Annotated in this window: 23 protein-coding genes; 16 read left to right on the forward strand and 7 right to left on the reverse strand. The window is 65.6% G+C overall.

Translation table 11 applies throughout. From position 1 onward, the window contains the following. Positions 1-35: 35 nt before the first annotated feature. Positions 36-743: a TSUP family transporter gene (locus tag AWB94_RS11375; protein ID WP_165605387.1), complete on the forward strand. Its 708-nt coding sequence runs from the start codon at positions 36-38 to the stop codon at positions 741-743. A 55-nt stretch (positions 744-798) separates the two neighbouring features. Here AWB94_RS11375 and AWB94_RS11380 read toward each other — a convergent pair whose 3' ends face one another. Continuing rightward, positions 799-2,238: a PucR family transcriptional regulator gene (locus tag AWB94_RS11380; protein WP_062659108.1), complete on the reverse strand. Its 1,440-nt coding sequence runs from the start codon at positions 2,236-2,238 to the stop codon at positions 799-801. A 52-nt stretch (positions 2,239-2,290) separates the two neighbouring features. Here AWB94_RS11380 and AWB94_RS11385 point away from each other — a divergent pair, with 52 nt between their 5' ends. From AWB94_RS11385 to AWB94_RS11425, 9 genes are all read left to right on the forward strand, one after another. Beyond that, the gene (locus AWB94_RS11385; RefSeq protein WP_062659107.1) at positions 2,291-3,283 is read left to right on the forward strand and encodes an isopenicillin N synthase family dioxygenase; all 993 of its coding nucleotides are present in this window, start codon (positions 2,291-2,293) and stop codon (positions 3,281-3,283) included. 189 nt (positions 3,284-3,472) lie between these two features. After that, on the forward strand, positions 3,473-4,468 hold the full coding sequence (locus tag AWB94_RS11390; protein ID WP_062659106.1) for an isopenicillin N synthase family dioxygenase: 996 nt from the start codon (positions 3,473-3,475) through the stop codon (positions 4,466-4,468). Then, positions 4,468-4,740, forward strand: coding sequence for a 2Fe-2S iron-sulfur cluster-binding protein (locus AWB94_RS11395; RefSeq protein ID WP_062659105.1), 273 nt, complete (start codon positions 4,468-4,470; stop codon positions 4,738-4,740). Before AWB94_RS11390 ends, AWB94_RS11395 begins: the two co-directional genes overlap by 1 nt. A gap of 23 nt (positions 4,741-4,763) precedes the next feature. Beyond that, positions 4,764-5,162: a VOC family protein gene (locus AWB94_RS11400; protein ID WP_062659104.1), complete on the forward strand. Its 399-nt coding sequence runs from the start codon at positions 4,764-4,766 to the stop codon at positions 5,160-5,162. Positions 5,163-5,217: 55 nt separating this feature from the next. Then, entirely contained in the window at positions 5,218-6,516 is a 1,299-nt protein-coding gene (locus tag AWB94_RS11405) for a uracil-xanthine permease family protein (protein ID WP_062659103.1), read from the forward strand. A 38-nt stretch (positions 6,517-6,554) separates the two neighbouring features. Then, positions 6,555-7,976: a dihydropyrimidinase gene (gene hydA, locus AWB94_RS11410; RefSeq protein ID WP_062659102.1), complete on the forward strand. Its 1,422-nt coding sequence runs from the start codon at positions 6,555-6,557 to the stop codon at positions 7,974-7,976. An 11-nt stretch (positions 7,977-7,987) separates the two neighbouring features. Beyond that, a complete protein-coding gene (locus AWB94_RS11415; RefSeq protein WP_062659101.1) occupies positions 7,988-9,007 on the forward strand; it encodes a TIGR03842 family LLM class F420-dependent oxidoreductase in 1,020 nt (339 codons plus the stop codon). Between the two features lie 23 nt (positions 9,008-9,030). Next, the gene (locus AWB94_RS11420) at positions 9,031-10,320 is read left to right on the forward strand and encodes a M20 family metallo-hydrolase (RefSeq protein WP_062659172.1); all 1,290 of its coding nucleotides are present in this window, start codon (positions 9,031-9,033) and stop codon (positions 10,318-10,320) included. Positions 10,321-10,502: 182 nt separating this feature from the next. Beyond that, positions 10,503-12,050, forward strand: coding sequence for an arylsulfotransferase family protein (locus tag AWB94_RS11425; protein WP_064961373.1), 1,548 nt, complete (start codon positions 10,503-10,505; stop codon positions 12,048-12,050). A gap of 87 nt (positions 12,051-12,137) precedes the next feature. Here the strand turns inward: AWB94_RS11425 and AWB94_RS11430 are convergent, their stop codons facing one another. The 4 genes from AWB94_RS11430 to AWB94_RS11445 all read right to left on the reverse strand — a co-directional run bounded on the left by AWB94_RS11430 (position 12,138) and on the right by AWB94_RS11445 (position 15,841). Next, on the reverse strand, positions 12,138-13,409 hold the full coding sequence (locus AWB94_RS11430) for a threonine/serine exporter family protein (RefSeq protein ID WP_234811705.1): 1,272 nt from the start codon (positions 13,407-13,409) through the stop codon (positions 12,138-12,140). 88 nt (positions 13,410-13,497) lie between these two features. Continuing rightward, the gene (locus AWB94_RS11435; protein ID WP_062659098.1) at positions 13,498-14,025 is read right to left on the reverse strand and encodes a nuclear transport factor 2 family protein; all 528 of its coding nucleotides are present in this window, start codon (positions 14,023-14,025) and stop codon (positions 13,498-13,500) included. 362 nt (positions 14,026-14,387) lie between these two features. Beyond that, positions 14,388-14,990 carry a hypothetical protein gene (locus AWB94_RS11440; protein WP_131805393.1) on the reverse strand — a complete coding sequence of 201 codons (603 nt, stop codon included), beginning with the start codon at positions 14,988-14,990 and terminating at the stop codon, positions 14,388-14,390. A gap of 137 nt (positions 14,991-15,127) precedes the next feature. Next, positions 15,128-15,841, reverse strand: a complete 714-nt coding sequence (locus AWB94_RS11445) for an SDR family NAD(P)-dependent oxidoreductase (RefSeq protein ID WP_062659096.1) — start codon at positions 15,839-15,841, stop codon at positions 15,128-15,130. Between the two features lie 110 nt (positions 15,842-15,951). On the opposite strand from AWB94_RS11445, the gene AWB94_RS11450 reads away from it, so the two are divergent. Next, complete coding sequence (locus AWB94_RS11450) at positions 15,952-16,554, forward strand: TetR/AcrR family transcriptional regulator (protein WP_062659171.1); 603 nt, start codon at positions 15,952-15,954, stop codon at positions 16,552-16,554. Between the two features lie 36 nt (positions 16,555-16,590). On the opposite strand, the gene AWB94_RS11455 is transcribed toward AWB94_RS11450, so the two are convergent. Next, positions 16,591-17,709 (reverse strand): aldo/keto reductase, encoded by a 1,119-nt coding sequence (locus AWB94_RS11455; RefSeq protein WP_064961372.1) that lies wholly within the window; start codon positions 17,707-17,709, stop codon positions 16,591-16,593. Between the two features lie 176 nt (positions 17,710-17,885). Between AWB94_RS11455 and AWB94_RS11460 the strand changes: the two genes are divergently transcribed. The 4 genes from AWB94_RS11460 to AWB94_RS11475 all read left to right on the forward strand — a co-directional run bounded on the left by AWB94_RS11460 (position 17,886) and on the right by AWB94_RS11475 (position 22,171). Then, positions 17,886-18,701 carry a helix-turn-helix transcriptional regulator gene (locus AWB94_RS11460; protein WP_062659170.1) on the forward strand — a complete coding sequence of 272 codons (816 nt, stop codon included), beginning with the start codon at positions 17,886-17,888 and terminating at the stop codon, positions 18,699-18,701. Positions 18,702-18,746: 45 nt separating this feature from the next. Further along, complete coding sequence (gene thiD / locus AWB94_RS11465; protein WP_062659095.1) at positions 18,747-19,595, forward strand: bifunctional hydroxymethylpyrimidine kinase/phosphomethylpyrimidine kinase; 849 nt, start codon at positions 18,747-18,749, stop codon at positions 19,593-19,595. Continuing rightward, positions 19,592-21,277: a GMC family oxidoreductase gene (locus tag AWB94_RS11470; protein ID WP_062659094.1), complete on the forward strand. Its 1,686-nt coding sequence runs from the start codon at positions 19,592-19,594 to the stop codon at positions 21,275-21,277. The genes thiD and AWB94_RS11470 overlap by 4 nt, the downstream gene beginning before the upstream one ends. 84 nt (positions 21,278-21,361) lie before the next feature. After that, on the forward strand, positions 21,362-22,171 hold the full coding sequence (locus AWB94_RS11475) for an LLM class F420-dependent oxidoreductase (protein ID WP_062659093.1): 810 nt from the start codon (positions 21,362-21,364) through the stop codon (positions 22,169-22,171). Between the two features lie 74 nt (positions 22,172-22,245). Here the strand turns inward: AWB94_RS11475 and AWB94_RS11480 are convergent, their stop codons facing one another. Continuing rightward, entirely contained in the window at positions 22,246-22,641 is a 396-nt protein-coding gene (locus AWB94_RS11480) for a darcynin family protein (protein WP_234811708.1), read from the reverse strand. A gap of 661 nt (positions 22,642-23,302) precedes the next feature. Here AWB94_RS11480 and AWB94_RS11485 point away from each other — a divergent pair. Then, a complete protein-coding gene (locus AWB94_RS11485; protein WP_234811709.1) occupies positions 23,303-24,661 on the forward strand; it encodes an MFS transporter in 1,359 nt (452 codons plus the stop codon).

The raw sequence follows: 24,661 nt of genomic DNA on the forward strand, positions 1-24,661 counted from the left end.
TTCGCACAGGACAGATGGCGATGCAGGGTGAGGGCATGCACGGACACCTCGTCGTCGCCGCTCTGGCGCTCTGCCTTGCCGCTGCGGTGCAGACGCTGACCGGGGCCGGTTTCGGGCTGACGGCCGCACCACCACTGCTGCTCGCCGCACCCGCACTGGTACCCGACACGCTGCTGTGGCTGACACTCGCCGTCACGGGCTACTCCGCGTGGGCCGATCGGCGGGCACTCGACTGGCGCTTCGCCAGGGTCTGTACATGCGCCGCGGTGCCCGGTATCGCGGCGGGTCTGGTGGTCAGTGCGGTCGTGCCGGGCGGGTTCCTCGGCGCCGCCATCGCGGTCGCCGTGATCGTCGCCGGCGCCGCCGGACTGGCCGGGTTGCGGTTGCCCATCACCCCGATGAGCACCGGTATCGCGGGATTCACCGCGGGAGCACTGAATTGGGTCGCCGCATTGCCGGGGCCGCCGGTGACCTTGGTCTATCGGGCCGGCGACGCAGCCACCGTTCGCGCCACGCTGTCCGCGGTCTTCCTCGCCGTGTCGGCAGTCACGCTGGCGATGCGGTACGCAATGGGCCGAGCCGACGCATCGGCTGCACTGTGGGCGGCGGAGTTGGCCGGCGCCGTGCTGCTCGGTGCCGCGGCCAGCAGGCCACTGGGCGCCCGGCTGTCGTCGACGACGGTGAGCCGCATGGCATTGGCGTTGAGCACTGCGGCCGGAGTGGTGCTGTTGGTCCGCGCATGAGGAACGAACCGTCATCGTCATGACGCGTCGGTTCGCGATGCCGGGACATGATCTGTCAGCTGTCGGTTCGGCTGTCGAGAGAGAACGCAGCCAGCGCGACGAAGACGGTAAGCCTGCGCTCAGGGTCGCTCAGTATTGGGCCCGTGACGGATTCGATACGAGAGATCTTGCTGCGCAGCGTATTCGGATGGATGAAAAGTCGACGTGCGGACTCGGTCACATTACAGTCGGTGGCACGCAGCATGCGCAGCACCCGGCGTTGCTCCAGGCTCTCACTGTCGGCTCCGGTGATGGACCCGAGCGTCTCGGCGACGAAACTTCGGCGCGCATGTTCGGGTAACTGGTACAGCAGCGCCAGCACTCCGAGGTCCCGGTACCTGGTGAGCCGGTTGATCGCCCCGATCGACCGGCCGACCGCGACGGCGCGCTGCGCCTGCCGGAAGGAACTGGGATAACCCCGCGGTTCGTCGACTTCAGCCCCGACGCCGACGGCGACGGGCGCTTTCACCGCACGGCTGAGTGCGCGCTGGAAGGACTCCAGGTCAACGGAGGCTCCGATCACCACAACCGCCAGCCCGCTCTTGACCAGGGTTATCGCGTTGGGGTCGAATCGGGTTGCCACCGGGGCGATGTCGTCGCGGAGCTGGGCGAGGCCGCCCATGTCCATGGGAACGTTGAACGGTTCCACCGCCAAGAAGACCACGGATTTGTCGCTGAACAAGGACAACCGCCTGCTGCGCCGCACCGCCTGCTCGCGCTCGGCCAGATCGTCACCGAGGATCAGCTTCAACGACCGCGTGGCTTCGACGACTCGGTCGTCACCGCCCGCGTCGGCATTCTTGGTGTGTATCGACAGCACCGGACGCACCACGTCGATCAGGCGCCGTTCCTGGTCCCCCAGCGGGGTGGCTCGATCCACCTCGAGCGCGGTCCGCGAGTCCACCCGGATGACATCGTCGGACGCGGCGCCCCGGAGCGCCCGAACACTGCACCGGGCCCCGAGCGCCGTACCGAGCAACTCCAGAATCGCCGCCAGGTCATCGGCGACCGCCAAGACGCGCGCCGCGAACTCGCCGAGATCCGGGACGGCCACGTCTGGTTGCTGCGGCGCGCAGAGCCGGCGCACCGCCCCGGCGACATCGGCCGAGCCGTCGCGGTCCCATAGGACAGCGACGTTCGCCCGTTCGGCCAGCTCGACCGCGGCCGGCGGGGCGTTGACCGGCCGGCTTGGCGACACCACCACGGCCGCGGGCCTGGTCCGGAGCACGTCGGCGAGCAGCAACGTGAGATCAGGGAAGGGGCCGCCGGCGCGTGCGGACTCCCAGCGAACGTGCACCAGTTCGGTCACCGTCCATGGGCCGGCAGCACTGTCGACGACGCCGCTCACCGCCGCGTCGGTGGTCACCTGGCTCGTCACCACCGGTAGCGCCAGTACCGCCGCGACGTCTGCGACGGTGACAATCTCAGTGCCGCGCATCACCGCAGCCAGCGGCATACGCTGATCCCTCGCACGTCACGGCCGGCAGCACATGATGCACAGTAGTCGGATGATCACCGTGCCGCCGATCGATTTCGCACAGGCGTGCGGGCCAGTGCCCGCCGACCGGTTTCGGCAGTTCGAGTTGCTGGACACCGCCCTGTCCACGGTCGGTTACGCCCACCTCACCACGCACGGACTGACGCCGACGGCCATCTCCGCCTTGTTCGACGTCACGAGGACGTTCTTCGAGCGGCCCGCCAACGAGAAGGCCGAGGTCGCACAACCCAGCCCGGAGCAGGTCAGGGGCTGGTCCGGGGTTGGTTCCGAGGGGATGGCCTACTCGCTGGACGAGGAGTCGCACGGCGATCTCAAGGAGAAGATGGACATCGGCCCGATCCAGGCGCCGGTCCTCGGCGAACCCGGTGCCGCCGAGATGGCATTCCCCAATCTGTGGCCAACGCAGCCTGCCGAATTCAGGGCCCATTGGGAGCACCATTACCGGCAGATGCAGCGGATCGGCGCCGGGCTGTTGGCGTTGACCGCCGAGGGTTTCGGTATGGCCCGCAACCACTTCGAGCCGATGTTCGATCGCGAGATGAGCATGCTGCGCGCCCTGCACTACCCACCACAGTTGGAGACCCCGTTCCCGTACCAGTACCGGGCCGGCACCCACACCGACTACGGGGCGTTCACCATCGTGTGTGCCGAGTCCACGACCGGTGGCCTGCAGGTGTTCGACCGTGACGGCGAGTGGCTCGACGTGAGCACGGCCCCGAGCACTCTCGTGGTGCTCGTCGGTGATCTGCTCGCCGAATGGACCGGCAATCACTGGTCGGCCACCGTTCATCGCACCGCCAATCCACCGCGCTCGGTGGGATTCGGCGGAACCCGGATGGCGTTCGCGTACTACCAGCATCCCAATTACGACGCCGTCGTCGAAGAGTTGCCGACGCTGCGCGGACCCGACACCGGACCTCGGCAGGAATTGATCGCGGGCGTGCACCTGCGCGAGAAGTACGTGCGGCAGACCACGTTCGGTCGCGCCGTGCCACACGACTGACCCGCCGTCGCGGTAACGAACACACCACCCAACGTTTCCCGGGCGTTAGGTGTTGTTTCCGCAACATTTCCGATGTGACCAGCGCACAGCGTTGCGCGCCACAACGGGTGGCTTTGGCATCTTCATCTCGAATCCATTCGGGGACAGACTCATTCAGAACCGATCCCCGAACGAGTGTGAGGACTTGCCGTGTCCGTAGTTCCGATCATCGACATCTCCGCCCTGACCGACGGTGACGACGACGCCAAGCGGCGCGTCGGAGAAGCCCTCGACCATGCCGGTCGCGAGATCGGCTTCTTCCAAGTGGTCAACCACGGCATTCCCGATGACTTGATCTCGGAGATGTACCGAGTGTCGGACGAGTTCTTCGCCCTCGACGCCGACGAGAAGCGCCGGGTGCGCCAGCCCAGCCCCGACGCCGTCCGCGGCTATTCCTCGATCGGTGAGCAGGCATTCTCCTACAGCGAAGACGTCGAACAACCACGTGACCTGCACGAGAAGTTCGACATCGGTCCGGTTGACGTGGACAGTGCCGATCCCTACTTCGCCCCCGAGAACGCCGGTCCGCACTTCCTGCCCAACCAGTGGCCCGCCCGCCCGGACAACATGGAGCAGATCTGGACCGACTATTTCCGTGCGATGAACGCCCTGGCCCGACGCCTGATGAGCGGTTTCGCACGCGGCCTGGATTTGGATCCCGACTTCTTCGACGGGGCCATCGACAAGGACATCAGCATGTTGCGGGCGATCAACTACCCGCACATGGACACTCCCCCGTTGCCGGGCCAGATGCGCGCCGGGGCGCACACCGACTACGGCAGCCTGACCATCGTGCGCCAGGAGGAGGCACCGGGCGGGCTGGAGGTGTTCACCCAGGACGGCGACTGGGAACCGGTGCCGGTGGTGCCCGGCGCCTTGGTGGTCAACATCGGTGACCTGATGGCGCAGTGGACCAACGATCTGTGGATCTCGACCCGACATCGGGTGCGTCCGCCCCGCCCGGACTCCACCGGCAACACCCGTCGGATGAGCCTGGTCTTCTTCCACCAGCCCAACTACGACGCACTGGTCGAATGCCTGCCGAGCTGCCTGACACCGGGAACCGAACCGAAATACGCACCCATCACGTCCGGGGACCATCTGACGCAGAAATTCGAGAAGACCATCGCATTCGCGGCCAGCTGATGCCCGAGGCATTCGAGATCGAGTTGCGTTCCACCGGTGAGGTTCTCACAGTCACTCCAGACCGGACCGCACTACAGGTACTGCAGGAGCGGATACCGGGTATCGACTCGAACTGCCTGCGCGGCGAGTGCGGCGCCTGCGTCCAAACCCTGCTGGCCGGTGAACCCCTGCACCTCGACACCGTGCTCTCAGCGCGAGCGAAGGCGGCAGGCAGACGCTTCATCCCCTGCGTCAGCAGAGCCGCAGGCGGTCGCCTGGTACTCGATCTGTGACCACACCCCGAACAAGGACGACCATGCCCGAAATCCATCTGTCATTTGCCAGCGTCATCACCGACGACATCGTGGGGCTCAGCGACTTCTACCGAGCCGTGTTCGACCTCCCCGAAGTGGTCGAATTGCGCTCCGATCACTTCCGCGGGCTGCGCATCGGTGCCACCATCCTCGGCTTCAGCTCTACCCACGCCTATGAGTTGCTGAACCTGGACCGCCCCGAATCAACCTCCGGGACAACGCAGTTCCTGACCTTCGAACTGGACAGTGACAAGCGGGTCGACGTCATGACCCAGGCGGCGGTAGCCGAGGGTGCCCGCTGCATCAAGGACCCGGCGCGGACCTATTACGGAGCCTGGCAATCGGTGCTGGCAGACCCCGCCGGAAACGTGTTCCGGCTCAATCATCTCGAGCTCGCCTGAGCTCGAACTTCGACAGCGACGTCGACACCCGACCGACCCAGCAAGGAGAAACCACATGTCGATGTTCCGTTGGCAACCCACCGACGGCAGCGGTGTCGTCGCGCCCCATCAACGGCTGTCGTGGCCGGGCACCATCGGCATCGGCCTACAACATGTGGTGGCCATGTTCGGCGCCACCTTCCTGGTTCCCATCCTCACCGGATTCCCCCCTGCGACGACACTGTTGTTCTCCGGGATCGGAACCATTCTGTTCCTGACCATCACCCGCAACCAGTTGCCGAGCTATCTGGGTTCGAGCTTCGCGATCATCGCACCGGTGACGGCGGCATCGGCCTCCGACGGACCGGCCGGTGCGCTCGGCGGCATCATCATGGTCGGGGTGCTGGTCATGCTTGTCGGCGCGGTGGTGCACTTCGCCGGCATCGGTTGGATCGAACGCCTGATGCCCCCGGTGAGCACCGGAGCCATTGTGGCCCTGGTCGGATTCAATCTGGCTCCGACGGCCAAGACGAATTTCGAGCACGCCCCGGTCACCGCCTTCATCGTCCTGACCATGATGGTGCTCTCGCTGGTGCTCTTTCGGGGCCTGCTGGGGCGCCTCGCCGTGTTCACCGCCGTGGTCGTGGGCTACTTCGTCGCGTTGCTGCGCGGCGAGGTGGACACCTCGGCCATCGGTGCTGCCGCGTGGATCGGCCTGCCGGACTTCACGGCACCGAGCTTCCATCTGTCGGTGCTGCCGATGTTCATTCCCGTCGTCCTGGTCCTCGTGGTCGAGAACATCGGCCACGTCAAGTCCATCAGCGCGATGACCGGCATCGACAACGACAAGCACATGGGACGCGCCCTGTTCGCCGACGGACTGGCCACCACGTTGGCGGGCAGCGGCGGCGGATCGGCGACCACCACCTACGCGGAGAACATCGGGGTGATGGCCGCGACCAAGGTGTACTCCACGGCCGCGTATTGGGTAGCCGGGCTGGCCGCCCTGCTCCTCGGGCTGTGCCCGAAGGTCGGCGCAGCCATCGCGTCGATCCCGCCGGGGGTATTGGGTGGCGCGACGGTGGTGCTGTACGGCCTGGTCGGCATCCTCGGCGTGCACATCTGGGTGCTGAACAAGGTGGACTTCTCCCAACCCATCAACCAGATCACCGCAGCTGTGCCGCTGGTGATCGGCATCGCCGACTTCACCTGGAGCATCGGTGGTTTGAGCTTCGGCGGCATAGCGCTGGGCGCCATCGCCGCGGTGGTGATCTATCACCTCATGCGTGCCATCGGCACGTGGCGCAAGACCGTGGAACCGGCCGACCGTTCCGAGCCGGACCCCACACGCGAACACACCGCGCCCGTCGGCTGACCACCGCACGTACCCGAGACCTCTTCGAACGGAGACACATGACGACCACGCTGATCCACGGCGGAACGGTCATTTCGGCCACCGGCCGCCAGGAATTGGACGTGCTGATCGACGGCGAGACCATCGCGGCGCTGATTCAGCCCGGTTCCACCCCGTTCGGCCCAGGCCTGGCCGAGAACGTCGACCACCTCGTCGACGCGACAGACAAGTACGTCATCCCGGGTGGCGTGGACGCCCACACCCACATGCAGATGCCATTCGGCGGGACCACGGCATCGGACACCTTCGAGACCGGTACTTTCGCGGCGGCCATGGGTGGCACCACCACGATCGTCGACTTCGCCATCCAGACCCCGGGGACCGCCGTCCTGGACACGCTGGGACAGTGGCACGAGAAGGCGGCCGGCAACTGTGCCATCGACTACGGCTTTCATCAGATCATCGGGGACGTCAACGCCGACTCGCTATCCGCGATCGGGCAACTGATCACCGAAGGGGTCAGCAGCGTCAAGTTGTTCATGGCCTACCCCGGGGTCTACTACTCCACCGACGGCCAGATCCTGCGGGCCATGCAGCGTTGCGCCGATGTGGGTGCCCTGATGATGATGCACGCCGAAAACGGGATCGCCATCGATGAATTGGTGGCTCAGCATCTGGAGCGCGGCGAGACCTCACCCTATTACCACGGCCTCTCCCGGCCCTGGCAGCTCGAAGAGGAGGCCACGCACCGGGCCATCATGCTGGCCGATGTCACCAAAGTGCCGCTCTACGTGGTGCACGTCTCCGCCAAACAGGCGTTGGAACAGATCGCGACGGCCCGCGGCAACGGCGCCAACGTCTTTGCCGAGACCTGCCCGCAGTACCTCTACCTGTCTCTGGAGGAGCATTTGGGTGCACCGGGATTCGAGGGCGCCAAGTGGGTGTGCTCGACTCCCCTGCGGTCCCGCGCCGAGGGGCATCAGGACGAGTTGTGGCGTTTCATCCGCACCGGTGACGTCACCGGTGTCGCCACCGACCACTGTCCGTTCTGCATGAAGGGCCAGAAGGAGATGGGCCTGGGCGACTTCTCGAAGATTCCCAACGGCATCGGGGGCGTCGAACACCGGATGAACCTGATGTACCAGGGCGTGGTCGACGGCCGGATGAGCCTCGAACGGTGGGTGCAGGTATGCAGCACCGAGCCGGCCCGAATGTTCGGCATGTACCCACGCAAAGGCGTGATCAGTCCGGGGGCCGACGCCGACGTCGTGATCTACGACCCCCACGCGCGCACCGAGATAGGTCTGGGCGCCACACATCACATGAACATGGACCATTCCGCGTGGGAGGGATTCAGCATCGACGGCGGTATCGCCGTGGTGTTCTCCCGCGGCAAGCGCATCGTCGATGACGGAACGTACCTGGGTAGTCGCACCGACGGCCGGTTCGTCCGCCGCGGCGTGAGCCAGAACCTGATCTAGAAAGGCCGGAGATGGATTTCGGTGTCGTCCTGCAGTGCAACCCGCCCGCATCACGGGTCGTCGAGCTCGCGGTCTCGGCGGAGAACCGTGGGTTCAGTCATGTCTGGACCTTCGACTCGCACGTCCTGTGGCAGGAACCCTACGTGATCTACAGCCAGATCCTGTCGGCCACCAGGACGGTGACCGTCGGCCCCATGGTCACCAACCCATTGACCCGGGACAACTCCGTCACCGCCTCCACGTACGCGACGCTGAACTCGATGTTCGGCAACCGTACGGTGTGCGGTATCGGTCGCGGCGACTCAGCGGTGCGGGTCACCTCGGGCAAACCCTGCTCGGTCGCCGAGCTCGGAGCCGCCGTGCAGGTGATCCGTGAGCTCGGCAACGGCCGCAGCGTCGAGATCAACGGCGCCACTGTCCAGTTCCCGTGGGCTCGCCGGTCCGAGCTCGAGGTCTACGGAGCCGGTTACGGCCCCCGGATGCTGGACCTGATCGGCCGGCAGACCGACGGGGTGATCCTCCAGATCGCGGATCCGCTGATTGTCGAATGGATGGTCGGACGGGTGAAGCGAGCGGCAGAAGCCGCCGGTCGCGATCCGGCCGCGGTGAAGGTTGTCGTCGCCGCACCCGCCTACGTCGGCACCGATGTTGCCCACCAACGGGATCAGTGCCGGTGGTTCGGCGGCATGGTGGGCAATCACGTCGCCGACCTGGTCGCCCGTTACGGTGGCGACGGAGCCGGAGTACCACGCGCGCTGACCGACTACATCGAACACCGCTGCGGGTACGACTACAACCAGCACGGCAAGGCGGGAAACACCCACGCCGACTTCGTCCCCGACGGGATCATCGACCGCTTCTGCCTGCTGGGCACACCCGACCAGCACGTGTCCCGGCTGCAGGAACTCAGCGATCTCGGTGTCGACCAGTTCGCCGCCTATCTGCAGCACGACGGCATCGATGCGACACTGACCGCCTACGGCGACCACGTGATACCGGCACTGCAGCCTCAGTTGTCGGCGCGCCTGTGAACACCACGTCGAATCGGAGCACCATGACCACCGTACGAGTCCCACCGAATCCCGTCGCCGACCAACAGTTCCTCGCGGATTTCACCACCATGTCGGGCTTCGGCGCCACCCCAGCCGGCGGTGTCGAACGCCAGGCCGGCACCGCCGCCGATGGCCAGACCCGGCAATGGCTGGCACAGTGGTTGTCCACCAGAGGATTTCGGGTTGCCTATGACCGGATAGGTAATCAGTTCGGTCTGTGCGAACTCACGCCTGGCGCCCCGTATGTGTTGGTGGGCTCGCATCTGGACAGTCAGCCGCGGGGTGGCCGCTTCGACGGCGCCTACGGTGTGCTGGCCGCCGCGCATGCTGTGGGCCGGTTGCTGCGCCACTATGCCGCGCAGCCCGGCGGCGCGCGGGTGAACCTGGCGGTGGTGAACTGGTTCAACGAGGAAGGCTCTCGATTCAAGCCGTCGATGCAGGGCAGCGGGGTGTTCACCGGGAAGATCGACCTCGACGCGGCGCTGTCCACCGCCGACACCGACGGAGTTACGGTCCGGGCGGCTTTGGACGCCCTCGGAATGCGCGGCGAGACCGATGTTTTCGAAGCGGGTTCCCACCACTCCCCTGGCGGGCTGAGCGTGTGCGGTTATGCCGAGATCCACATCGAGCAGGGCCGTGAACTCGACAAGGCGGGTGTGCGACTCGGCGTCGTACCGGCCACCTGGGCGGCCAACAAATACGAGATCGCCGTGGTCGGTGCGCAAGCGCACACTGGCGCAACGGCTATCGCCGACCGTCAGGACGCGCTCCTGGGTGCTGCCAAGATCGTGGTGGCGCTGCGGGACATCGCCGACCAACACGGCGAACAGTTGCACACCTCGTGCGGTCAGCTGACGGTGTACCCGAACTCACCGGTGGTGGTGGCCCGCGAGGTGCATATGCACCTGGACCTGCGATCGCCCGACGACGAATTGCTGGCGGCCGCCGACGAACAGCTGCGGCGGGCCTGCGCCGAAATCGAGGTGGCCGCCGACGTGCGCATCGAACGACGCTTCGCCCACACCTGGAAGGGGCACACGTATCAGCCCGAGGGGGTGGCACTGGCCGAAGCGGCCATCGACGACCTGGGCCTGAGCCACATGCAGGTGCTGACCCGGGCCGGACACGACTCGACCAACATGAAGGACCTGGTGCCCACGGTCATGCTCTTCATCCCCAGCGTGGACGGGGTGTCGCATGCGGAAGCCGAATACACCCACGATGCCGACCTGACGGCCGGGGTGGACGTGCTCACCGAGGTGGTGGCGCGGATGGTCGAGAGCCCGCGCTGAGCAGGCCTGTCGTACGGGGCAGTTCCGCACCGCTGACCTCTTCGACATCGTGCGCTCGGCGTTTGTGTTGATGTGAGGGCATAGCGCCTACACATGTGCGTCACAGTCATGGGCCGGGATGCGCCGATAGCTTGGGACAAGGTTCCCCGTGCTCGTTCGGGGCCGACGTCGAGGAGATATTGATGTTTTCGCGGTGGCGTTCTCCGGTGGTGCTTACCGGACTATGCGGTGTCGTGGCGATGGTGGTGGCTGCCTGTGGATCAGGCGGCACCTCGGCGCCGAGCCACCCGGTGTTGGCGAAAACCGACGGTGGCGCGTTCGCCGCCACTCCTGTCGCCGACCTCCTGCAGGGCGGTTCGTACACGGTGAACGTGAACAAGCCCGACGGGTTGACCGGCGACGTCTTTTACACCACCGGCTTCAGTGCCGCCGTCGACCTGAACAAAGCCAGCGGCACCGCGGCACAAACTCCGTCCGAGAACCAAACCGGCATCCGCGCCGATGCACCGAACGGAACTCCGTCCGGTGTGAGGATCATGACCAAGGACGGACACCTTGTCTGGGGATGGGACGCCCCGAACGGGCAGGGCACCAACAATTTCCGGACCCAGAGTCTCAACGGCGAACCGGTGCTGACATGGTGGGTCGGCAGTCGGTTGAACGGCCATGGCGTGGGCGAAGACTACATCGTGGACTCTCACTACCACCTCATCAAGACACTCACTCCCGGTGACGGGCTGAGCTCTGACGCCCACGAGTTCCGCCTCACCCCCGACGGCCACGCCCTGATCACGTCCTACAAGGAGATCACCACCGATCTCTCATCGGTCGGTGGCCCGAAAGACGGCAAGATGTATGACTGCGTTGCCACCGTGGTCGACGTCGCTACCGGAAACCCCCTGTCGCACTGGGACGCACTGCAGCACGTACCCATCACCGACAGCTACCAGAAGTACGTTCCAGACCAGGTGTGGGACCCGTATCATATGAATTCGATTGCGCTTGACCCGTCAGGAAACCTGCTGATCTCGTTGCGACACGCGTCAACGGTGCTGGACGTCAATCCCAGCACGGGCACCATCAATTGGCAGCTGGGGGGCAAACAATCCAGCTACCGATTGGCCGATGGCGCCGAATTCGCATTCCAGCATGACGCGGAGATGCCGAGCCCTGACACGGTCACCTTGTTCAACAACAACTCCGATTCCGGGACGGCCGGCGGCGGGCTGTCGAGCCTGGAATGGATACACCTCGATCCCGCCACCCACGTCGCGACACTCGTCCGCAATCAAACACATCCACGCAACCTCGTTGCCGGCGCGATGGGCAATCTGCAGCAGATCGGCAATGGCGACACGTTCTCGGGATGGGGTACTGCCGGACACATCTCGGAGTTCGGGGCCAACGGCGACCTGCTCTACGACGTCTCGCTGCCCGGTGCGACCTACCGGGCCTACTTCGACAGCTGGCAGGGCACCCCCGACGACACCCCGAACCTGCAGATCGACGGCACCACCGGTCACGCACAGTGGAACGGGGCCACCGCCGTCAGACGGTGGAAGGTGCTCTCCGGCACCGATACTCATCACCTCACCAGCACCATGACCATCCCCGCCACCGGCGCCGACAGCACCTTCACCCTCCCGAAGGCCGGACTGCAGTACCAGGTACAAGCCCTTGACACGACAGGAGCCGTCATCGGCACATCTGCTTGCGTTCCAGCGGTTTGATCTGGCATCCGCCTCAAGGGAGACGCACCCGTCGGCGCCGCCGGAAAGCCCGGTGCCGGGCCCCCGGCGCCGAGGCTTCGGGCGATGTCAGCGCAGCAGGCTGCGGCCCAGCCGTCCTCGTCGACCTCGCGGTTCGCGACGCCGCAACCTGCCCACGGCACCGCCGAAGGACCGGGCGACCGCGGCACCGACCAACAGTCCCACCGCGATCGCGCAGACCACCGTCACTACGTCGAACGCATTTGCCGCCTCACCGGCGGGATGGGTGATCAGCGTCGTGGTGGACAGCAATCCGAGGCTGCCGGGAACCAGTAGCCAGAAGGCCGGCATGAACACCACGAGCCGCGGTAGATCTGGACGCACGGCCTCGACGAGTGAGGAACCCAGGGTGGCGGCGACGGCACCGAGGAAACTGCCGAGCGCGGCTCCCCCGACGTGTTGTCCGAAGCTCTGGGCGGCGAAGGCGAGAACCAGCACCAGCATGATCCACGGCAGCAACCGGAGCGGCGGGCTCTCCAGCGCCCCGATTCCGAGGCTGATCAGGATCAGCCCCAGCGGCGCCGCCCACCAGCCCAAGGTGTCGACACGCAGGTTGGTCAACTCGGCTGCGGGCACGGCGATCAGGTGGCTGGCCGCGACGATGCCCAGGGTGAACAGCAGCAGCTGGACCAGCCCGAAGATCAGCCGCGACGCACCGGCCACCATGTCACCGGCGGCGAGCTCGAACATCGCCGTCACAATCAGCGCACCGGGCAGCAGAACCGCCAGCGGCGGCAACAGGGTGCGCAGCGGACCCTCCAGCAGATCGGCGTTGGCCGCGGCGAAGACGCCGCAGGCAAGCAGGAAGGCTGCCAGCGTGGGCAGCAGCGTGGCGATCAGGCCGAACCGCTGTCCCAGGCGGAAGAGCGCCACCACCACGACCGCACCCGCGGCGGCGAATACGACGTTGGCGCCGCCGGGCTGCAGGATCAACGCGATACCGGTCGCGATGGCGATCCAGCCGAGGTTGGCCATCCACTGCGGATAACGCGGCGGGCGGTCACGTAGGGCGCGCAGCTCCTCGGTGGCCTCGGCCGCCGTGAGGACCGACCGCACCAACCGGTGCCGGATGAGTCGGACCTCGGCGGCCTGGTCGAGGCGCAGTCCGCCCGCGACTGCCTCGAACGTGACAGGAGCACCACTGGTCAAGGCGATGAAGACGCCGGTCGGCGAGGCCGCAATCTGAACGTCGGGATATCCCAGTGCGAGGCTCACCTCGGCCAGCTCGTCCTCCACGTCGCCCACCGGTTGCCCGGTCGCGACCATTGCAGCACCCAAATACGCCAACAGCGCTCGGACGGTGTCGTCGTGTTCGGACACGGGTGTCACTCTGCCAGGTCAGGCGGGCATCGGATACTTCACGCGGGTCCGCGACCCGGCCGTCGCGAGGCCCTTGCCAGAGGCGCGGTCATTGCGGCGGTACTCGTTCCAGCAGGCCGTTCAGCGCGACAAAGTCGAGGTATGCCGATACACGTACCACTCGTTCATCGCGCATGGTCATCACCCACGTGTAGCTGTTGACGTAAGGAAGACCGTCGCGTGCAGTCGCGGTACCGTCCCAAACCGCCACCACCACATCGTGATCGGTGATCAGCTGTTGTACGTTCGCCTGGATCGGAGCGTTGAGCCTCGACTGGATGGGTGCCACGCCGTCGCGCAGGAACTCCGATCGGCTGGTGTACGTCGTCGGATCGACTGCCCTGGCGACCGTCCACTGCACGTCCTCGGCCAAGATCGAAAAGAAACTCGTCTCGTCCCCCACACCCCGCGCAAAGGCGTCGCGCACCAGTTCGGCGTTGCGTTGCTCCCGTACGGTTCGGTCGACATCTTCGGCGTTACTCGTCGCGCTGACACCCAGTGTCACCCCTGCCACCACCAAGGTGGCGACCACCACGATCGTCGTCTTCAACCGCCGTCGCCACTCGTTGGATGCCATAGCAACGACCGTAGCGCCGCGATCGGGCGCCAACCAGGGCGCAGTGCTCCTAGGAGGGAGTCCGAGCGCAGCTGCCGTTCACCGCACCACCACCACAGGGCTGGGGTCCTACGCACTTCGGTCAGCGCGCCGGTTCAGCCCATGGATATCTCTTTGTGTGCGAGCTGAATTCGCGTCCACACCGCTGCCACTCGCCGCCGGGAGCAATGTTCTGTGTTCCGCCCAAAGCCCATCCCGCGCTTGAAGGCAACGTGCGCGGCATGGCACTGCTTCGCATCCGGCCTTGGTCGACGCCTCACCGATCATGTCGGCCAGCCCGGACGTGCCACCCCGCTTGGAACCGAACGCAACGAGAACACGCATCATCGCTCTCCGTTCTCGGGTGCCGCCTCGGCGTCGGCCTTGATCTTGTTCACCGTCGCGCGCATGATGTGGGCGACGAACGGCCGGACCAGCCACCAGTAGCGCAGGAATTCACGTCTGGAGTCGGGATCGGTTGTCATGGTGCGACATTCGTAGCTCAACAGAGTGCTGAGCTTCCCATACCGCATGACCGAGAAGTCGGCGGCTATCTTTCCCCAACCGGGTTCGGCGAACGCGCTGAAATTCTCCGGTGCCACGTGCCGCCATTCGATGACCGGCCGCCAGAATATTCCCACGGCGCCGAAGGCGATCTCGCGGTCCGCCACCTCCCCGAGCGCCATCCAGCCAGGCAGCCCGACTCCCTCACCGATCACAATCCGAGGTGGTCGCGGCGCCGTCACACCCGACAAGCGGGCGGGCAGACCACGCAACCACATCGAGGCCGTCAACAATGGCGTGCGCACGCTGAGCAGGTCCAGCGCCCGCGCGGCGTGGAAAGTGCTCGACGGGTCGGCAGCGACAACCACGTGCTCTGCGATCGCGACGTCGAACACCGGCATGGCGGACTCGATGATCATGAGATCGCTACCGGCTGGTGTCATGCTGCGATCGTCGGCGGGATGCTCCACGCAGGGCTAGGGACACTGGTCCTCGAAGCAAGGGACCAAACGCTCCCTCCGTTCAGTTCGGGCGGCGTCCGCTGCTGGTTGCGAGCCGACCGGGTTTCAGAGGGGCAGCTTCACAGAGCAAAGACTTGCGGTGGCCCCGCCAGTGTGGCTTTGGCCCGAAGCCCGATCGCATCGGCGATCTCGATCTCGCCTGCCTCCAGCCCGTCGAGGGCCAGCTCGACGAGTGCGGCCGGCTCGATGACCGCACCCTCGGGAAACTCGATACCGGCCTTGCTCGCGAACTCGAAAAGCGTCTCGGTGCCGATGAGCCCGGGCACGAGGCCGACGACATGGGTTCCCTGCTGCGCCAATTCGAGGCGCACACCGTTGGTGAGTCCCCATTCCGCCGATTTGGCCGCGGCGTAGGCGGTGTTGCCCTCCACCGTGACCCACGCGGCAGCCGACAGCACGTTGACGATGGCACCGCCGCCGTTGCGCGCGAGAACCGGTGCGAACGCCCGGATGACGTTCAGCGTGCCGAAGTAATTCGACTCCATCACGTGCCGGATGGCCACCAGATCGCCGGTCACCAAACTGCCGCCCGCGGTGTCGGCCGCATTGTTGATCAGGATGTCGACGTCACCGGCGATCTCGGCGGCGGCCCGGACCGAGTCCGGAACCATGATGTCCAGGTGGAGCACCTCGGCCCCCGGGATGTCGATGAGTTCGGGCCGTCGTGCCGTGGCATAAACCTTGGCCCCGCGCCGCAGGAGTTCCGTCGCAAAATGCATGCCGATACCCCGATTGGAGCCGGTGACCAAAGCCGTGGCGCCTGCCAATTCCATTTGTCCTCCACAGTGTTCCGCGTCAACACGCAAGATGACCGTACGGTCATCTTGCGCGGCATCACTGTAGGCAGAAGATGACCATGCGGTCAACTTGATAGCATGCGGTGGTGCCGTCCTCCCCTCGTACCCTGCGTGCCGATGCTGCGCGCAACCGCGAATCGCTCCTGGCCGCCGCCGAGGAGGTGTTCGCCGAGCGCGGCGTGGAGGCCTCGGTTGCCGATATCGCCCGTCGTGCAGGGGTGGCCAAGGGCACGGTGTTCCGGCACTTCGCCTGCAAAGACGATCTGATCGCCGCCCTGGTCTGCGAACGCCTTGTCACCCTCACCGACGCCGCACACAGATTGGCCGACGCCCCAGATCCCGGTGAGGCGCTGCTGGAATTCCTGGTCATCGCCGCCGATCAGCGACGGCAGCATGATCTGACCTACCTGCAGTCGTACAGCGCGGGCGATGCCAGGGTGGTAGCGATCCGTGATGAGGTGCATGCCGGCGTCGAGACGCTCGTGGCCAACGCCCGCGCCGCGGGCGCCATCCGCTCTGATGTCACCGGAACCGATGTCTTCCTGTTGATGTGCGCACCGGTGCACGTGATGGAAGGCCTCCCCGATCCGCCCCCCGATTTGTGGCGGCGCTATCTGGCGATCATCTTCGACGGGTTGCGCCCGGAAGGCGCGAGCGCTTTGCCGCTGCCTGCGCCCGAATTGTCTTGAGCTGTCGGTGTTCCTGCCTTTACAGCAGCGCAGTTCTCACCGCGCGCCGTGTTCGGCGTAACGTCCGCCCACGACGATGTCGCTGAGCGGTTGCCGCTGAGTGGGACGGTTGAAGTCGATCTCGGTCTCACCGAAGATCAGCTTTCTCGTCATGGGTCTGGCCAGGAACTTGGCGGGGAAGATGGCGCCGGGGTCACTGGCGGCACTGAGGCGAGCCACATGGTCATCGCCAAGCGTGATGTCGAGCGCCTCGAGGTTCTGCACGGCTTGGGAGAGCGTGCGCGCTCCGATGATCGGTGAGGTGGTGGCCGGCTGCTGCAACACCCACGCCAATGCGACCTGCGCCGGGGTTGCGTCAACCTCGGTTGCGATCGATCTGACGATATCGGCGATGCCCAGTGCGCGTTGGGTCATGTTGCCGCTGGAGGCGATCACGCCGGGGCGGGTACCCGTCGCCGAGTCGCTGGCCTCGTGATCGAGGTGCTCCTCGGTGTACTTACCGGTTAACACGCCGCCGCCCAGCGGTGACCACGGCATGATGCCAAGGCCCAGTTCGGCTGCCATCGGGATCAATTCATGCTCAGCGGTACGCTGCACGAGGCTGTATTCGACCTGCAGCGCGATCAGCGGCGTCCACCCGCGGAGATCGGCGAGGGTCTGCATTTGGGCGATGCGCCAGGCCGGCGTGTTGGAGATGCCCACGTAGACCACCTTGCCGGAGCGGACGAGGTCGTCGAGTCCGCGCATCACCTCCTCGGGCGAGGTGGTGAAGTCCCAGGCGTGGACGTACAGCAGATCGATGCGGTCGGTGGCCAACTGGCGCAGACTGGTCTCGACCGACCGGATCATGTTCAGTCGGTGGTTTCCACCGGAATTGGCGTCATCGGGCCGGCGCGACAGGGTGTACTTGGTCGACAGGATCAGCTGCTCGCGACGCGGGGCGATGAGTTCACCGACCATGCACTCGGATTCGCCGTCGGTGTAGTTGACCGCGGTGTCGATCAGATTGCCGCCGCGCTCGACGTAGGCTTCGAATATCTGGCGGGCGGTATCGCGATCTGCACCCCACCCCCATCGAGTCCCGAAAGTCATCGTCCCCAGCGATAGGGGATGAACGCGCAGTCCCGACCGTCCCACCAGCCGGTAACTGACCATTGAGTGTTCCTCTCTCCCACTTGACCGTTCGTAGACCAACGCTAGCCAGTTGCGTCGCCGAGAGGGTGGCCGCAGTACACCCACCATCGCCGACAACGCGGCAGGGAATCGCTCGACGAGGGCCGAATGGCTCGCTCCCGGTGAGCACCGGGTGTCGGGACACTTACACTGCCGAGATGGGCAACCATGGTCTCGGGGAGTTCTTGCGAGCACGCCGCGCCGAGGTGTCCCCCGCCGATGTGGGACTACCCAGCGGGGGTGTGCGCCGTGTCAGTGGACTGCGCCGAGAAGAGGTGGCGTTGCTGGCCGGAATGAGCGTCGATTACTACGTGCGCCTCGAGCAGGGTCGTGAACGTCACCCGTCCCCGCAGGTCGTCGACGCGTTGTCCGTGGTCCTGCAGCTCCCCGACGACGGCCGCGAACACCTTTTTCGGCTTGCGGGTCTGAGCCCTCGAGAACGTGGGAGCGTCAGTGCGCGCGTCGACCCAGCGCTGCTCGACCTACTCGAGATGTGGCCGCTCAATCCCGCGTTCGTCTACAACCGAGCCTTCGACGTCCTGGCCAGCAATCGGATCGCCGACGCCATGTTCTTGCAGTGGACGCACTCCAGGAACTTGATGCACGTGATCTTCACCGAACCCGACGCCCAGACGTTTTATTGCAACTGGTCGGTTGTCGCCGAGGATGCGGTCGCCGGCTTCCGGCACGGTTTCGGACTGGCGCCCAACGACGTCCGACTCCGAACGGTGCGCGACGAACTTCTCGAAGCCAGCCCGGCCTTTGCGCAATTGTGGACTCGCCACGATGCGCGGCGGAAATCTCTGCAGCAAAAGAGCTTTCGCCACCCGGTTGTCGGCACCCTGACATTGACGATGCAGACGTTCGACGTACGCTCAAGCCCTGGTCAAGAATTGGTCGTTTACCACGCAGACGCAGGCTCTCCGAGCGCCGAGGCGCTGTCGTTGTTGTGCTCGTGGGCCGCAACAGAATGACAGTCACCTGACCGAGCTTTGAAACAACCCTCGATACAATGAGCCATGGCCGACGCTCACGTCCTTCCGCTGCCCCCGCAGGGACAGACTCCCCATCGGGTCATGACGATCGCGGGGTCGGATTCCGGCGGCAGCGCGGGCCTGCAGGCCGACCTGCGCGCCTTCGCGATGCTGGGTGTTCATGGGTGCGCGGCCGTCACCGCTGTCACGGTGCAGAACACATTGGGTGTCAAGAAGTTCCACGAGATCCCCGTCGATATTGTCGCCGGACAGATCAGCGCGGTCGCAGATGATATCGGTATCGAGGCAGCCAAGACCGGGATGCTCCCGTCCAGCGAGATCATCGGGACCATCGTGGCAACCTGGAGGTCCGAAGGGCTCGACAAAACCGTGCCGTTGGTCGTCGATCCGGTCTGCGCATCCAATGTCGGTGAGCCACTCCTGCACCCCAGCGCGCTCGATGCCATCCGCGACGACCTGATCCCCCTCGCCACATTGGTGACACCCAACCTCGACGAAGTACGACTATTGGTCGGCATCGACGTCGTCGACGACGACAGCCAACGCGACGCGGCGCGGGCGCTGCACGCGTTGGGACCGCGGTGGGCTCTCGTCAAGGGTGGCCACCTGCGCGCCTCGCGAACCAGTTCCGATCTTCTCTTCGACGGCTCACAGTTCCACGAGTTCACCGCCACCCGAGTCGACACCCCACACGATCACGGCGCCGGGGACAACCTCGCCGCGGCGATCACCGCCGCACTGGCACACGGCTACTCCGTGCCCGAAGCGGTCCGGTTCGGGAAGCTCTGGGTCACCGACTGCATCCGCGCCGCTTATCCCCTGGGCCGAGGCCACGGTCCGGTCAATGGCATGGCCAGGCTGGCGCTCGCATGAACCCGGCCACCGAGTTCGACTACGTCATCGTGGGCGCGGGCAGCGCGGGCTGCCTGCTCGCCAATCGGCTCAGTGCCGACCCCGATCACCGAGTGCTGCTGGTGGAGGCCGGCGGCAACGACGACTGGTTCTGGATCAAGGTGCCGGTCGGCTACCTGTACACCATCGCCAATCCGCGCACCGACTGGTGCTTCACGACCGAACCCGACCCAGGCCTGGCCGGCCGCAGCATCATCTACGCGCGGGGCCGCGTGATCGGCGGCTGCTCCTCGATCAACGCGATGATCCACATGCGCGGGCAGGCCTCCGATTACGACCTGTGGGCGCAGGCTACCGGCGACGACCGTTGGCGCTGGGGTGGTTCGGAGGGGCCCGGGGAGACGCTGACCATCTACAAGCAGCTGGAAGACTACTTCGGCGGAGCCGACGACTGGCACGGTGTCGGCGGCGAGATCCGTGTCGAGCGGCCTCGCGTGCGCTGGAAGATCCTGGACGCCTGGCAGGCCGCCGCCGCTCAGCTGGGCATCTCCCCGATCGACGAGTTCAACAGGGGCGACAACTCCGGCAGCGCGTACTTCCACGTCAACCAGCGGCGTGGCCGTCGCTGGTCGATGGCCGATGCCTTTCTGCATCCCATCGCCCACCGACCAAACCTCACCGTCTACACCCGCGCCCAGGCCGTGTCGCTGCTGCTCGACGACCAGGTCGCCGAGCAGCAGCGACAGGGTGCGTGGACCACGGCCGCGGACCGCGCCTCCGGTGTGCGGCTACTCAAAGACGGCCGGTTGCTCGACGTCCGTGCCGGCCGCGAGGTAATCCTCAGCGCCGGAGCGATCGGATCGCCGCACCTCATGCAGGTCTCGGGTCTGGGGCCGGCAAAGCTGCTCACCGAGCATCACGTACCGGTGACCGTCGATCTGCCCGGCGTGGGCGAGAACCTGCAGGACCATCTGCAACTGCGCACCGTCTACCGGATACGGGGTGCCCGGACCGTCAACACGCTGTACCGAAACTGGATCACCCGTGGTGGCATGGGCCTGCAATACGCGATGCTGCGCTCGGGACCGCTGACCATGCCGCCGTCCACTTTGGGAGCTTTCGCCAAGAGCGATTCGGCACTGGCCAGCCCCGATCTGGAATGGCATGTGCAGCCGTTGTCCTTACCCAAGTTCGGCGACCCGCTGCACCCCTTTGCAGCGATCACTCCCTCGGTGTGCAATCTGCGCCCCACCTCACGGGGCCACGTGCGCATGGCCGACGCGGACCCGCTGACCTACCCGAAGATCTCCTGCAACTACCTGTCCACCGACACCGATCGCCGCGTAGCCGTGCAGGGCCTGCGGATGACCAGGCAGATCATGGCGGCTACGCCCCTGGCCCGATACTGCCCGGAAGAACTGCTCCCCGGCCCGCAACTGGTGACCGACGACGACCTGCAGCGGGCGGCCGGCGAACTCGGTACGACAATCTTTCACCCGGTGGGTACCTGCGCCATGGGAGCCTTCGACACACGGGGCGTTCCGCGGTCGCCCGCCACGGTCCTCGACACCGACTGCCGCGTGTACCGCGTGGCCGGTCTGCGCGTGGTCGACGCCTCGGCGATGCCCACCATCACGTCCGGTAACACCAACGCGCCGGTCATGCTGGTCGCCGAGCGGGCGGCGCGCGCAATCCTGGGATAGGTCGGCCGACACCGAGCGGCTGGAATAAACCCCCGCCCGGTGAACTTCCCTGAAGAGTCGCCCTCCCCCGACTCAGGAGCCTCCATGACCCGTCCCCTCCGTGTAGCCGTGCAGATCCAGCCGGGCGGCGCGCCCGATTACCAGACGTGGCGCGATGCCGTCCTGGCCGCCGACGACCTCGGTGTCGACGTGATCTTCGGCTACGACCACTTCCACCGCCCGGCGCTGGAGGCCCTCGTCGACGGCAAGCCGATCATGTCCGACGAACAGCCTGACGTCGCCAACTTCGAGGGTTGGACCGCGCTCGCGTCGTGGGGCGAGATCACCTCACACGCCGAGATCGGGCTGCTCGTCACCGGCATCGGCTACCGCAACCCCGACCTGCTCGCCGACATGGCGCGCACCGTCGATCACATCAGCGGCGGCCGGCTGATCCTCGGCCTCGGCGCGGGATGGTACGAAAAGGACTACACCACCTACGGTTACGACTTCGGTACCTTCGGCTCGCGGTTCGATCTGTTCGACGAGGGCTTGATCCGCATCGAGAACCGGCTCGCGACTCTGATTCCGCCACCGGTACGCCGGATACCGATCCTGATCGGCGGCACCGGGCCAAAGCGCTCGCTGCCCGCCGTCGCCCGGCACGCCGACATCTGGCACGCGTTCCAGGAACTCGATGCCTTCCGTAGGTCCAGCGACCGAGTCGACGAGTTGGCGGCCGCGTTCGGCCGCAACGGCACCGACATCGAACGCTCGACGCTGTGGGCGGACGCCGACAGTGCCGACGCTTTCCGAGCGGCAGGAGTCACTTTGTTCCAGACCGAGCTGACCTCCGACGATGGCTACGACCTCGGGCTTCTCAAGCAGATAATCGCCTGGAGAGACAACGGGTGAGGTTGGTACCCACAAGCTTTGGCCGCGTACAGGTTGTGCCTGATCGTATCTAGGTAGAGCGCCGCTGGCGCAGCTCAGTTGAGCGCGCCGATCGCATTCCTCCCGTAGTTGTCGGCATACGCGTTCAGCACACCTGGGAGGATCTCCAGGATACTGAAATAGCGTTCCCACAAAGGAGTTTCACGGAGTTCCTCGACCACGAGTTCGTATTCGTGGGCATCCGACGCCTCCCACATCCACGTATCCGTCACCCGGGCGCTGTAGAACTCGGTGTCATACCAACGTAAAAGGACAGACGGGTGCCGGTCGAGTGCCGGTTGCAGATACTTGAGCATCTCGGCGTAACGCTGCTCCACCGGCAGCGCCAACCATTCCGGGTTGGTTTTCACCAGCATGAACACCGTCAGTACCGACCGTGGCTCGGTGAGTTTCTCAGACATGGTCTCGCTCTCTTCATCGACTGCTCCCATACCGAAGAGAAACGAAAACAGGCCAACGAATCTCTTCGCTGACCTGTGAGGTTGTCACCACCGCACGCGTTCCTGCGTGCATGGTCAAAGTAACCCGCACGCTCGGCGGAGGTCAACCCCTCCATCGGTGCGGCGATGAACGGCCGTGGTGAACGCTCGGATGACCGGGGTGTCGACCATCAGTCGATATGTAAATCATTATTCACATTTGGGAAACACGCGCGACTCCGACCGGCGGTCAGATACTCAACGCAAGCAGGACGCATCAATCAGCGGAACATCCATAAAACAAGCACTTTCAGTACCGCCAGAAGTCGGCCGCACCCCACACGGTCGACGTCGTGTTGACAACATCACACACCGGTCCTAGGTTAATGACAAATCACACTGGGAAGAGCACCCAGGCTCGCGGAGCCAGCCCCAGCGCCGCGACGCTCCTGACATTGTGGGGTGCATTTTCAGGCTCGTCGGATAGGCCGGAAGTCGACCGCTGGTCGACGACTGGGGAAACAAACCCAGCCGGGTCGGTCTCAGCAGCTCCCGACCCAGCCGATCTGCAAGCCCTGGAGAAAGGACAAACTCCATGTCCCTGCGCGATTCCCGTGTCTCGCGTGGCGCGCCTGCCGACCGACGCACACGCGCAGGTGCCATTCTCGCCGCGGTGATTTCATGCGTCGCCGCGTTCAAGGGCCTGAACGAGTCGGTGACGCCCCCTGCGCTTCCGATCTTGCAGGAAGAATTCCAAGTTCCCGGATCGACGATCTCGTGGGTGCTCACGGGCATGCTGCTCACCGGCACCATCGCGACGCCCATCGCGAGCCGGCTGGGCGAGGTATGGGACAAACGCCGCACTCTGCTGTGCGTACTTGCCATCGTGGCGACCGGAACTCTGATGTCGGCACTTTCGGTATCCATCGAGATGCTCATCATCGGGCAACTGCTGCAAGGTGTGGGCTTGAGCACCGTCCCGCTGGCCATCGGCATCATCAGGGACACCCAGAGCGAGGCCCGGACGAAATCAGCGAACGGCATCCTGGTCGGCGCGATCTACGGCAGCACCGCAGCCGGAACAATGGTCGCCGGACCGATCGCAGACCACCTGTCATACCGATGGTTGTTCTGGGTGCCCTTCATCGCACTGGCCGGCTGCATGGCGGCGGTGTGGTGCTTCGTGCCCCGCACCGCGCGCACCAGTGGCAAGCGACCGAGTATCGATGTCGCCGGCAGCGTCCTGCTGGCCATCGGCCTGGCATGCATTTTGCTGGCGCTGACGTTCGCGCCCGGATGGGGGTGGCGGTCGGGGCACTTGCTGCTGCTGTTCGCAGCCGGGCTGGTGGCCATCATCGCCTTCGTCCGCGTCGAACTCACCGTCGACGACCCGCTGATCGATCTGCGGCTCATGCGCAGTTTCACCGTCGTCGCGTCGTCAGGGCTGATGTTTCTCGCCGGATACTGCATCAACGCCACACTCATCAACATCCCCGTTCAGACGCAACTGCCGGTCTCCACCGGTTACGGGTTGGGTGGATCAGCGACCGTCACCTCCGTCATCCTGGTGACCACCACCCTGATAGGGCTCACCGCACCGTTGATTTCGGTGCTGGACAGGTTGATCGGGTCCCGGTTCGCTTCGTCGATCGGGCCGATCTCGATTCTGGGCGGCGCGGTACTGATGTTGACAGCCGGACACCGGGGCAGTCTCGCAGTCGTCTTCCTGGCGACCTCGTTCGTCATCTTCGGCCTCACGGTGTCCATGACCCAATCGCTGAACCTTGTGGTCACCGGTGTCCCGGCGAACAAGGTGACCGAGTTCAACGGTCTCAACTTCGCGATCCAGGCGGTAGCGGGAACGATCGGCGCCCAGGTGTCCGGCGCCGCCCTCACCGTCGACGGGGGTGAGGCCGGCGCGCCGCCTCCGTGGAGCGGATTCGCCATCTCCTGGGGAATATCCGGTGTGATCGCCATTGCCGCACTGGTCCTCGTGCTGGCCCTCCGCACCCCGAAAGTGTCGGCACCGTAA

Source organism: Mycolicibacterium canariasense, from assembly GCF_002101555.1.
Lineage (GTDB): Bacteria > Actinomycetota > Actinomycetes > Mycobacteriales > Mycobacteriaceae > Mycobacterium > Mycobacterium canariasense.

Excerpts from the sequence above, each read along its gene's own strand:
- AWB94_RS11375 (WP_165605387.1), top strand. The coding sequence starts at position 36 with ATGCACGGACACCTCGTCGTCGCCGCTCTGGCGCTCTGCCTTGCCGCT.
- AWB94_RS11380 (WP_062659108.1), bottom strand. The coding sequence starts at position 2,238 with ATGCCGCTGGCTGCGGTGATGCGCGGCACTGAGATTGTCACCGTCGCA.
- AWB94_RS11385 (WP_062659107.1), top strand. The coding sequence starts at position 2,291 with ATGATCACCGTGCCGCCGATCGATTTCGCACAGGCGTGCGGGCCAGTG.
- AWB94_RS11395 (WP_062659105.1), top strand. The coding sequence starts at position 4,468 with ATGCCCGAGGCATTCGAGATCGAGTTGCGTTCCACCGGTGAGGTTCTC.
- AWB94_RS11400 (WP_062659104.1), top strand. The coding sequence starts at position 4,764 with ATGCCCGAAATCCATCTGTCATTTGCCAGCGTCATCACCGACGACATC.
- AWB94_RS11405 (WP_062659103.1), top strand. The coding sequence starts at position 5,218 with ATGTCGATGTTCCGTTGGCAACCCACCGACGGCAGCGGTGTCGTCGCG.
- hydA (WP_062659102.1), top strand. The coding sequence starts at position 6,555 with ATGACGACCACGCTGATCCACGGCGGAACGGTCATTTCGGCCACCGGC.
- AWB94_RS11415 (WP_062659101.1), top strand. The coding sequence starts at position 7,988 with ATGGATTTCGGTGTCGTCCTGCAGTGCAACCCGCCCGCATCACGGGTC.
- AWB94_RS11420 (WP_062659172.1), top strand. The coding sequence starts at position 9,031 with ATGACCACCGTACGAGTCCCACCGAATCCCGTCGCCGACCAACAGTTC.
- AWB94_RS11425 (WP_064961373.1), top strand. The coding sequence starts at position 10,503 with ATGTTTTCGCGGTGGCGTTCTCCGGTGGTGCTTACCGGACTATGCGGT.
- AWB94_RS11435 (WP_062659098.1), bottom strand. The coding sequence starts at position 14,025 with ATGGCATCCAACGAGTGGCGACGGCGGTTGAAGACGACGATCGTGGTG.
- AWB94_RS11440 (WP_131805393.1), bottom strand. The coding sequence starts at position 14,990 with ATGACACCAGCCGGTAGCGATCTCATGATCATCGAGTCCGCCATGCCG.
- AWB94_RS11445 (WP_062659096.1), bottom strand. The coding sequence starts at position 15,841 with ATGGAATTGGCAGGCGCCACGGCTTTGGTCACCGGCTCCAATCGGGGT.
- AWB94_RS11455 (WP_064961372.1), bottom strand. The coding sequence starts at position 17,709 with ATGGTCAGTTACCGGCTGGTGGGACGGTCGGGACTGCGCGTTCATCCC.
- AWB94_RS11460 (WP_062659170.1), top strand. The coding sequence starts at position 17,886 with ATGGGCAACCATGGTCTCGGGGAGTTCTTGCGAGCACGCCGCGCCGAG.
- thiD (WP_062659095.1), top strand. The coding sequence starts at position 18,747 with ATGGCCGACGCTCACGTCCTTCCGCTGCCCCCGCAGGGACAGACTCCC.
- AWB94_RS11470 (WP_062659094.1), top strand. The coding sequence starts at position 19,592 with ATGAACCCGGCCACCGAGTTCGACTACGTCATCGTGGGCGCGGGCAGC.
- AWB94_RS11475 (WP_062659093.1), top strand. The coding sequence starts at position 21,362 with ATGACCCGTCCCCTCCGTGTAGCCGTGCAGATCCAGCCGGGCGGCGCG.
- AWB94_RS11480 (WP_234811708.1), bottom strand. The coding sequence starts at position 22,641 with ATGGGAGCAGTCGATGAAGAGAGCGAGACCATGTCTGAGAAACTCACC.